The sequence below is a fragment of the Kitasatospora sp. NPDC059571 genome, assembly GCF_042735675.1.
Classification (GTDB): Bacteria; Actinomycetota; Actinomycetes; order Streptomycetales; family Streptomycetaceae; genus Kitasatospora.
On record NZ_JBHWBW010000111.1, the window covers coordinates 10644 to 19328 of the forward strand.

Sequence of the window (8685 nt, forward strand, 5' to 3'; positions counted from 1 at the left end):
GGCGGTTTTGTGTGGGGGCGGGCGTGGGGGGTGGTGGGGGGTAACGTGTTTGCGCGGGGGGACGCCGCGGTGGGGGGGGGGGGGGGGCGAGCGGGGGGGGGGGCTGGCGGGGGGGGCGGGCCGCCGGGCCGGCCCCCGCGCACGCCCGAGCCACACCGTCCGACCGACCAGGAGTACTCCCCATGGCAGCGATCAGCGTCTCCGCCCGGCGGAAGACCGAGCCACCGGCGCAGGAATCCCCCTCCCAGAACCGTGCCGCCCTCCGTCAGCGCATCCGCAGGCACCTCACCGGCCATGGCTTCCTGCTCGGTGCCCTGCTCTGCTTCGCCTACTTCTCGTGGTACCCCATGGTCCGCGAGGTCATCATGAGCTTCCAGAAGACCAAGCGCGGCAGGACCACGTGGGTCGGCACGGAGAACCTGGACCGGATCTTCCACGACCCGGACTTCTGGCACGCCTGGCGCAACACCCTGCTGTTCACCGTGCTCGCCCTGGTGCTCGGCTTCGCCGTCCCGTTCGTCGTCGCCGTCCTGCTGAACGAGCTCCGGCACGCCAAGGCCTACCTGCGGGTGCTGGTCTACCTGCCGGTGATGCTGCCGCCGGTCGCCTCGGTGCTGCTCTTCAAGTACTTCTACAACCCCGGCTACGGCCTGTTCAACGACATCCTGCGCACCCTGCACCTGCCGACCTCGGCCTGGCTCAACTCGCCCGCCACCTCGATGCTCTCCGTCGTCATCGCGGCGACCTGGATGAACATGGGCGGTGCCACCCTGATCTACCTGGCCGCCCTCCAGGGCATCCCCGGTGAGCTGTACGAGGCCGCCGAGCTCGACGGCGCGGGCCTGCTCCGCCGGATCTGGCACGTCACCATCCCGCAGACCCGCCTGATCCTGTCGCTGCTCCTGCTGCTGCAGATCGTGGCGACCATGCAGGTCTTCGTCGAGCCGTACCTGCTGACCGGCGGCAACGGCCCGCAGAACTCGACGATGACCGTCGTGTACCTCATCTACCAGTACGCCTTCAGCTTCAACAACTACGGCAGTGCCTCCGCGCTCGGCCTGGTCATGCTGCTCGTACTCGCCGGCTTCTCCGCGCTCTACGTGCGCCTGAGCCGCACCACCGACTAGGACGGAGACCCGCCATGGCAGACACCTCGACCCGGACGCTGATCTCCCAGACCCAGCTCAACCGGCCGGTCGGCAAGGCCGTGTACTGGACCGTGCTCACCCTGGTGGTGGCCGGCTTCACCCTGGTCTTCCTCGGCCCGCTGTACTGGCTGGTGACCGGTGGCCTGAAGTCCACCCAGGAGGTCATCCAGAACCCGCCGACCTTCTTCCCGCACCGGATCCACACCGACACGTACAGTGAGGCGTGGTCCAAGCTCAACATGGGCCGGCTGCTGTTCAACACGCTGTACTACGCGTTCGGCGCGCTGGCCTTCCAGCTGGTCTTCGACGTCGCGGCGGCCTACGCGCTGTCGAAGCTGCGGCCGGTGCTGGGCAACCTGATCCTCGGCATGATGCTGGCGACGCTCATGATCCCGTCCGCGGTGCTGATCGTGCCGCAGTACCTGACCGTGCTGGACCTTCCCCTGCTGCACCTCAACCTGGTCAACACCCCGTGGGCGATCTGGCTGCCCACCGTGGCGAACGCCTTCAACATCTTCCTGCTGAAGCGCTTCTTCGACTCGGTGCCCGACGAGCTGATGGCGGCGGCCGCCATCGACGGGGCGTCGCCGATGCGCACGCTCTGGTCGATCATCCTCCCGATGTCCCGGCCGATCATCGGCGTGGTCTCCATCTTCGCGGTGGTGAACGTCTGGAAGGACTTCCTGTGGCCGCTGCTGGTCCAGCCGGACCCGCGGAACCAGCCGCTCAACATCGGCATCAACTCGCTCTCGATCGGGGTCCCGCAGAACGTGGTCATCGCGGCCCTGGCGATCGCCTCGCTGCCGACCATCGCGTTCTTCCTGATCTTCCAGCGCAACATCATGGCCGGCCTGACCTCGGGCGGGCTCAAGGGCTGACGCCCAGTCATTTCTCGAAAGGACCCCGTACCGTGGCACAGCAGCCCGACCGCTCGGACTGGTGGCGAGACGCGGCGATCTACCAGATCTACCCGCGCAGCTTCGCCGACGGCAACGGCGACGGCACCGGCGACCTGGCAGGCATCCGCTCCCGTCTCCCGTACCTCGCCGAACTCGGCGTGGAAGCCGTCTGGTTCAACCCGTGGTACCCCTCGCCGATGAAGGACGGCGGCTACGACGTCGCCGACTACCGGTCGATCGACCCCGCCTTCGGCACGCTGGAGGAGGCCGAGAAGCTGATCGCCGAGGCACTCGACCTCGGCATCCGCACCATCGTCGACATCGTGCCCAACCACGTGTCGAGCGAGCACCCGTGGTTCCGCGCCGCGCTGGCGGCGGGGATCGGCAGCCCGGAGCGCGACCTGTTCCACTTCGCCGAGGGGCGCGGTGAGAACGGCGAACTCCCGCCCAACGACTGGAAGTCGGAGTTCGGCGGCTGCCCCTGGACGCGGATCGCCGACGGCCAGTGGTACCTGCACCTGTTCGCCACCGAGCAGCCCGACCTGAACTGGGCGCACCCGCGGGTGCGGCAGGAGCACGAGTCGATCCTGCGGTTCTGGTTCGACCTCGGCGCCGCCGGCGTCCGGATCGACTCGGCCGGCCTGCTGACCAAGGAGCCGGGCCTGCCCGACTTCGTCCTCGGCACCGACACCCACCCGTACGTGGACCGCGACGACCTGCACGAGATCTACCGCTCCTGGCGGGCGATCGCCGACTCGTACGAGCAGCCGCGCGTCCTGATCGGCGAGATCTGGGTGCCGGACACCGAGCGGTTCGCCCGCTACCTGCGCCCGGACGAACTGCACACCGCCTTCAACTTCGACTTCCTGGCCCGCCCGTGGGAGGCGGCCGAACTGCGGGCCTCGATCGACGCCACGCTGGCCGCGCACGCGCCGGTCGGCGCGCCCGCCACCTGGGTGCTGTGCAACCACGACGTCACCCGGACGGTCACCCGCTACGGTCGCGCGGACAGCCGGTTCCAGTTCGCCACCAAGGCGTTCGGCCGCGCCACCGACACCGCCCTCGGCCTGCGCCGGGCCCGGGCCGCGGCGCTGCTCTCGATGGCGCTGCCCGGCTCGCTCTACCTCTACCAGGGCGAGGAGCTCGGCCTGCCGGAGGTGGAGGACCTGCCGCTGGACGCGCTCCAGGACCCGATGCACTTCCGCTCGGGCGGGACCGACCCGGGCCGGGACGGCTGCCGGGTCCCGCTGCCCTGGTCCGGCGACCGGGCCCCGTACGGCTTCGCACCGGACGGTGTGGCGCCGTGGCTGCCGCAGCCCGCCGACTGGGCGGCGCTCACGGTGGCGGCCCAGACCGGCGACGCGGCCTCGATGCTGGAGCTCTACCGCGCGGCGCTGCGGATCCGCCGGGAGCGGATCGCGGGGGAGTTCGCCTGGTTGCCCTCCGGGCCCGAGGTGCTCGCCTTCCGGCGGGCGGACGGCTTCGGCTGCCTGGTGAACCTCGGTGCCGACCCGGTGCCGCTGCCCGAGGGGGCGGAGCCGGTGCTGGCCAGCGGGCCGCTGGCCGAGGGCGGCCTGCCGGCGGACACCGCCGTGTGGGTCGAGTTCCTGGACACTCGTCTATGATTGCTGGACAGTTGTCCATGACATTGGAGTGATCATGCAAGCGGTGGCGAACGTCCTGGTCGGCCTGGTGGCCGCGCTCCACGCGTACATCCTGGTTCTGGAGATGTTCCTCTGGGAGCGCTCCCCCGGACGGTCGCTGTCCGGCTTCGACGCCGCGACGGCCCGCGCCACCGCGCCGCTCGCCGCCAACCAGGGGCTCTACAACGGGTTCCTGGCGGCGGGCCTGGTCTGGGGCCTGGTCGCCTCCGACCCGGTCGGCCACGACGCCCAGGTGTTCTTCCTGAGCTGCGTGGTGGTGGCCGGCATATATGGTGCGGCCACCGCCAACCGGCGGATCCTGTTCGCCCAGGCGCTGCCCGGCGCGGTCGCCCTCGCCGCCGTGCTGGCCGCCGGATGAGCGATCCGCGCGCCGAGCGCACCCGGACCCGGCTGCGCGCGGCGCTGGTCGCCGAGTGCCGGGAGCGGCCGCTCGCCGAGGTGAGCGTCTCGGCGGTGGTGCGCCGGGCCGGCCTCGGCCGGGCCACCTTCTACCTCCACTACGAGGACCTCCAGGCGCTCGCCGTCGACGCCGGCCGCGGGGGCGGGCCCCCCGCGGGGGGGGGCCCGCCCGCGGCCGCGCGCGCGACCGCCGCCGCCGCCCCCGGGGGGGGGCGGAGCGGGGGGGGCCGCGGGGTCGGCCGCCCCCGGGGTCAGGCGACGTCGGTCAGGGCCGGCATCGCGCCCTCGGTGCGGCCGGGGTCGATGACGGCGAACGCCGCGCCCTGCGGGTCGGTGACGGCGGCGAACCGCCCGAACGGGCTGTCCATCGGGCCGAACTGGAGGCTGCCGCCGAGCTCGGTGGCCTTGGCGACCGCCGCGTCGCAGTCGTCGACCGCGAAGTAGACGCAGACGAACGGCGGCAGCCCGGCCGGGAACTCGCTGCCCATCTCCATCCGGCCGAGCACCGGGTTCTCTCCGAGGTTGTAGACCCGGTAGTCCACGCCCTCCTCGGCCATCTGCTGGGCGCGGTACGGGAACACCTGGGACAAGAAGGCATCGGTGCGCGCGGTGTCCCGGGTGCAGAGCTCGGCCCAGGCGTAGGCGCCGGGCTCGCCGATCTTCTCGAAGCCCTCGTGCTTGTCGGCCTGCCAGACGCCGAAGACCGCGCCGGTGGGTTCCTTCGCCAGCGCCATCGTCCCGAAGTCGCCGACCTGCATGGCCTCCATGAGGACCTCGCCGCCGGCCGCCCGGATCCGCTCCACGGTGGCGGCCGCGTCCGGGGAGGCGAGGTAGAGGCACCAGGCCGAGGGGCTGTCCTCGCCCGGCATCGGCGGCACCACGGCGGCGACCGCCTTGCCGTCCTTGAAGGCCTGCGTGTAGTTGCCGAACTCGGAGGACGCCTCGCCGAACGTCCAGCCGAGGACGGCTCCGTAGAAGGTCTTGGCGCCCTCCAGGTCGGTGAACATCGCATCGGCCCAGCACGGGGTGCCCTCGGGTCGTACGGCCATGGTCCTGCTTCCTCTCGCTCGGGGGTCGGTGCGGTGGACGGTCGCGGGCGGTCAGCCCATGGTCTTGGCGCCGTCCAGGGACTCGCGGATGATGTCGGCGTGGCCGGCGTGCTGCGCGGTCTCGGCGACGATGTGCAGCAGCACCCGGCGCACCGACCAGGCGGCGCCCGGCTCGAACCAGGGGGCCTCGGGCAGCGCATGCTCGGCGTCCAGGTCGGGAGCGGTGGCCACCAGCTCGTCGGTCCGTGCGGCGACCTCCTCGTAGGCGGCCAGCAGGCCGGCCAGGGTCTCGCCCTCGGCCATGGTGAACTGGCCCTCCCAGTCGATGGGTTCGCTCCGCATGGCGTCAGCCCCGCCGGTCGCGAAGCGGTACCAGCGCTCCTCGACGCCGGTCACGTGCTTGATCAGCCCGCCCAGGCAGAGCGCGCTCGCCGTGGTGCGCCGCGCGGCCTGCTCGTCGGTGAGGTCGCGGCAGGTGAAGCGGAGGAAGCCCCGGTGCTTCGCCAGGGTCTCCAGCAGGTCGGCGCGCTCGCGGGGCAGCTCGCCGGTGGTGCGGTCGGTCATCGGTCGGTCCTTTGCACGGAGGGGGCGGGCCGGGTCAGGCCGGCCGGTTCACGGGGCGGGCCGGACGGGGACGGTCCAGCGCTGGGCGGCGGTGCCGTTGCAGTCCCAGATCCGCAGCGGGGTGCCGTCGTCGGTCCGGCTGCCGGGGACGTCCAGGCAGCGGCCGGACGGCGGGTTGAGCAGCGAGCCGTCGGACCGCGGCCACCACTGCTGGGCGCCGGTGCCGTTGCACTGCCAGAGCTGGACGGGCGTCCCGCTGTCGGCCGAACTCCCGGCCACGTCCAAGCACTTGCCGAGCGCCCGAAGGCTGCCGTCGGTCGCCGTCGTCCACTGCTGGGCGCCCGTCCCGTTGCAGCCGAACAGCTGGACCCGGGTGCCGTCGTCGGTCGAACTCCCGTCGACGTCGAGGCACTTCGCGGCGAGGCCGGTGACCGGGCCGGTGGCCGGGCCGGCCGGGCCGACGTCGAAGGACGGCGGGGCGTCGGCCGGGGCACTGCCCCAGCCGGGGTCGGGATCGGTACCGAGGGTGAACACCAGCGTCCCGCCGCGGGCCACGACGTCCTCGCCGAGCCACGGCCGTCCGGTGGCGGCGCCGTCGACCGCGAGGGCGTGCACGTAGCGGGCGGACGCGGAGGCCTCCGGAGCGCTGACGTCGATCACCGCGCCGTTGCCGCGCCGGATCGTGACGGCCGGGAACAGCGGGCTGGCGAGGACGAGTTCGGCCCGTCCGGGCGCCTGCGGATACATCCCGAGCGAGGCCCACACCACCCAGGAGGACAGCTCCCCGAGGTCGTCGTTTCCGGGCTCGCCGTCCGGGGCGTCGGCGAACAGCGTGGTCAGCGCGCGCCGCACCACGTCCTGGGTGCGGTACGGCCGGCCGGCGTAGGCGTACGCCCACGGGGTGCCCAGCGAGGGCTCGTTGCCGAGGTAGGCGTGGGCGGCGTCGGGCCCGGCGTTGAGCTGGGCGAAGAAGTCGTCGAGCCGGGCGGCCGCCGCGCCGTCGCCGCCCATCGCGTCGAACAGCCCGCGGTGGTTGTACGGGACCATCCAGTTGTACTGGGCGGCGCTGCCCTCGACGAACTGGTCCTGCTGCTCGGGGCGGAACGACGGCCAGGAGTGGTCGGTGTCGCGCGGCCGCAGGTAGCCGTCGCCGGCGTGCACCAGGTTGCGCCAGTTCGCCGAGCGGTGCATCAGGGTGTCGTGGGCGTCCCGGTCGCCGATCCGGCCGGCCAGCTGGGCGAGGGCGAAGTCCGCGCCGGTGTACTCCAGGGTGGTGGCGGCGGAACCCCAGACCCCGCCGTCGTCGGCCGGGACGTAGCCGATCGCGTCGTAGAGGTCGTGGCCGGGGCGCTGCCGGTCGTCGCGGCTGCCGGCGAGGGCCAGCCGGAGCAGCCCGGCCGCGTCGAAGTCGGTCCCGCCGAAGGCGTGGATGCTCGCCGCGATGATCGGCAGCGGGTCGCCCACCATGACGCCGGTGCCGCCGTTGGCGAGCGTCCACCGGTCGAAGTAGCCGGCCGTGGCGCCCTGGTCGACCACGGACTGGGCGATGTCGGCCGCCCGTGCCGGGTCGAGCAGGGCGAGCAGCTGCACCTGGGAGCGGTAGACGTCCCAGCCGGAGAAGTCGGCGTACTGGTCGTGCCCGGGGCGGGCGGTGCGGATCGCCCCGTCGAACCCGGGGTACCGGCCGTCGGCGTCGCTGAGCACGCTGGGGTGCAGCAGCGCGTGGTAGAGCGCGGTGTAGAGGATCCGGCGCTGGGCGGTGGTGCCGCCGTCCACGGCGATCCGGCCGAGCAGGCCGTTCCACTCGGCGCGGGCGGCCGCCCTGATCCGGTCGTAGTCCGCGCCGCCGCCCTGTTCGGCGTCCAGGTTGGCGCGGGCGCCGGCGGCGCTGACGAAGGAGATCCCGACCCGGGCGGTCACCGTGCGGTCGGGGCCGGGGTCGAAGGAGACCAGGGCCTCGGCCCCGGAGGAGGGCCGGGCCCGGTCGGGGTGCGGGGGCTGTGCCGCGGCACGGCGCTCGCGGGCCTGCTCGGTGCGGGCCGGCTGCGGGGCGATGCCCCGGCTGCTGCCGGTGGCGGTGCGGCGCCCGGTGTCGACGCCCCGCTGCCCGCCCTCGCCTGAGCGGACGATGCCGGCGCTGGCGAACGGCCGGTCGAAGACGGCGTGGAAGTAGATCCGGTAGCGGTTGCCGGTGCCGCAGAAGCCGCCGCTCTCCGTCCAGCCGTCGATGGTGTCGGTGCCGACAGTGACCGAGCCGGAGGCGTCGTTGAAGGCCTTTCCGGCGTCCACGGTGAGCGAGGCCGTGTGGCCCTGCGGGTAGGTGAAGCGGGCGATGCCGGTGCGCCGGGTGGCGGCGAGCTCGGCGCGCAGCCCGTTGTCGAAGGTGACGGCGTACGAGCCGGGGGCGACGGCCTCGGCGGTGTGCGAGAAGTCGCTGTGGTCGACCGGGGTGCCGTCGAGCACGGGCATGAACGGGGTGGTGCCGTAGTCGCCGCAGCCCGCGCCGGAGATGTGGGTGAGGCTGAAGCCGCCGATCCGGTGGTCCCCGTAGCTGTAGCCGCCGTGCTGGTAGGTGGCGGTGTCGGGGCTCCACTGCACCATGCCGAACGGGGCGGTGGCGCCGGGGAAGGTGTTGCCCGCGCCGCCGCCGTTGCCGAAGTCGGGCTGGCCCTGCGCAGTGCCGACGTACGCGTTCACGTACTGGGCGGGGTCGTCGGTGCTCACCCGGCCGGCCGGGGCGGCCTGGGCGGGCGCGGTAACCGCGCCCGCGAGCAGGGCCGCGGCGGCGCCGACGGCGAGCAGGGACGGGATGGAGCGGGAACGGTGCACGGAGCCTCCTGCGACCCGGCGTCGGCCTGAGATGCGCACGAGAGCGGACCGGGGGGGGGGCGGGCGCGGGGGGGGGCGGGGCCGCCGGGGGGGCGGCGGGTCGGGAGGGGCGCGCGGGGGGGGCGCGCCCGCG

Annotated in this window: 7 protein-coding genes; 4 read left to right on the forward strand and 3 right to left on the reverse strand. The window is 73.4% G+C overall.

Annotated features, from left to right (window positions below):
• The first annotated feature begins 182 nt into the window (after positions 1 to 182).
• Genes ACFV0G_RS15440 through ACFV0G_RS15455 form a run of 4 tightly spaced genes read left to right on the forward strand, consistent with a single transcriptional unit; the run spans position 183 to position 4069 of the window.
• Entirely contained in the window at positions 183 to 1127 is a 945-nt protein-coding gene (locus tag ACFV0G_RS15440; RefSeq protein ID WP_380546822.1) for a carbohydrate ABC transporter permease, read from the forward strand.
• A 14-nt stretch (positions 1128 to 1141) separates the two neighbouring features.
• On the forward strand, positions 1142 to 2026 hold the full coding sequence (locus ACFV0G_RS15445; RefSeq protein ID WP_380546824.1) for a carbohydrate ABC transporter permease: 885 nt from the start codon (positions 1142 to 1144) through the stop codon (positions 2024 to 2026).
• Between the two features lie 32 nt (positions 2027 to 2058).
• Entirely contained in the window at positions 2059 to 3672 is a 1614-nt protein-coding gene (locus tag ACFV0G_RS15450; RefSeq protein ID WP_380546826.1) for a glycoside hydrolase family 13 protein, read from the forward strand.
• Positions 3673 to 3706: 34 nt separating this feature from the next.
• Entirely contained in the window at positions 3707 to 4069 is a 363-nt protein-coding gene (locus ACFV0G_RS15455; RefSeq protein ID WP_380546828.1) for a DUF1304 domain-containing protein, read from the forward strand.
• 292 nt (positions 4070 to 4361) lie between these two features.
• Here the strand turns inward: ACFV0G_RS15455 and ACFV0G_RS15460 are convergent, their stop codons facing one another.
• From ACFV0G_RS15460 to ACFV0G_RS15470, 3 genes are read right to left on the reverse strand one after another with little or no spacing between them, the layout of a single operon-like run.
• On the reverse strand, positions 4362 to 5159 hold the full coding sequence (locus ACFV0G_RS15460; RefSeq protein ID WP_380546830.1) for a VOC family protein: 798 nt from the start codon (positions 5157 to 5159) through the stop codon (positions 4362 to 4364).
• 51 nt (positions 5160 to 5210) lie between these two features.
• On the reverse strand, positions 5211 to 5723 hold the full coding sequence (locus tag ACFV0G_RS15465) for a DinB family protein (protein ID WP_380546832.1): 513 nt from the start codon (positions 5721 to 5723) through the stop codon (positions 5211 to 5213).
• A 48-nt stretch (positions 5724 to 5771) separates the two neighbouring features.
• On the reverse strand, positions 5772 to 8552 hold the full coding sequence (locus ACFV0G_RS15470) for a lectin (protein WP_380546834.1): 2781 nt from the start codon (positions 8550 to 8552) through the stop codon (positions 5772 to 5774).
• Positions 8553 to 8685 lie beyond the last annotated feature (133 nt).

What these genes read in the sequence shown, in the direction of transcription:
- ACFV0G_RS15440 (WP_380546822.1), top strand. Translation starts at nt 183, where the DNA reads ATGGCAGCGATCAGCGTCTCCGCCCGGCGGAAGACCGAGCCACCGGCG.
- ACFV0G_RS15445 (WP_380546824.1), top strand. Translation starts at nt 1,142, where the DNA reads ATGGCAGACACCTCGACCCGGACGCTGATCTCCCAGACCCAGCTCAAC.
- ACFV0G_RS15455 (WP_380546828.1), top strand. Translation starts at nt 3,707, where the DNA reads ATGCAAGCGGTGGCGAACGTCCTGGTCGGCCTGGTGGCCGCGCTCCAC.
- ACFV0G_RS15460 (WP_380546830.1), bottom strand. Translation starts at nt 5,159, where the DNA reads ATGGCCGTACGACCCGAGGGCACCCCGTGCTGGGCCGATGCGATGTTC.
- ACFV0G_RS15465 (WP_380546832.1), bottom strand. Translation starts at nt 5,723, where the DNA reads ATGACCGACCGCACCACCGGCGAGCTGCCCCGCGAGCGCGCCGACCTG.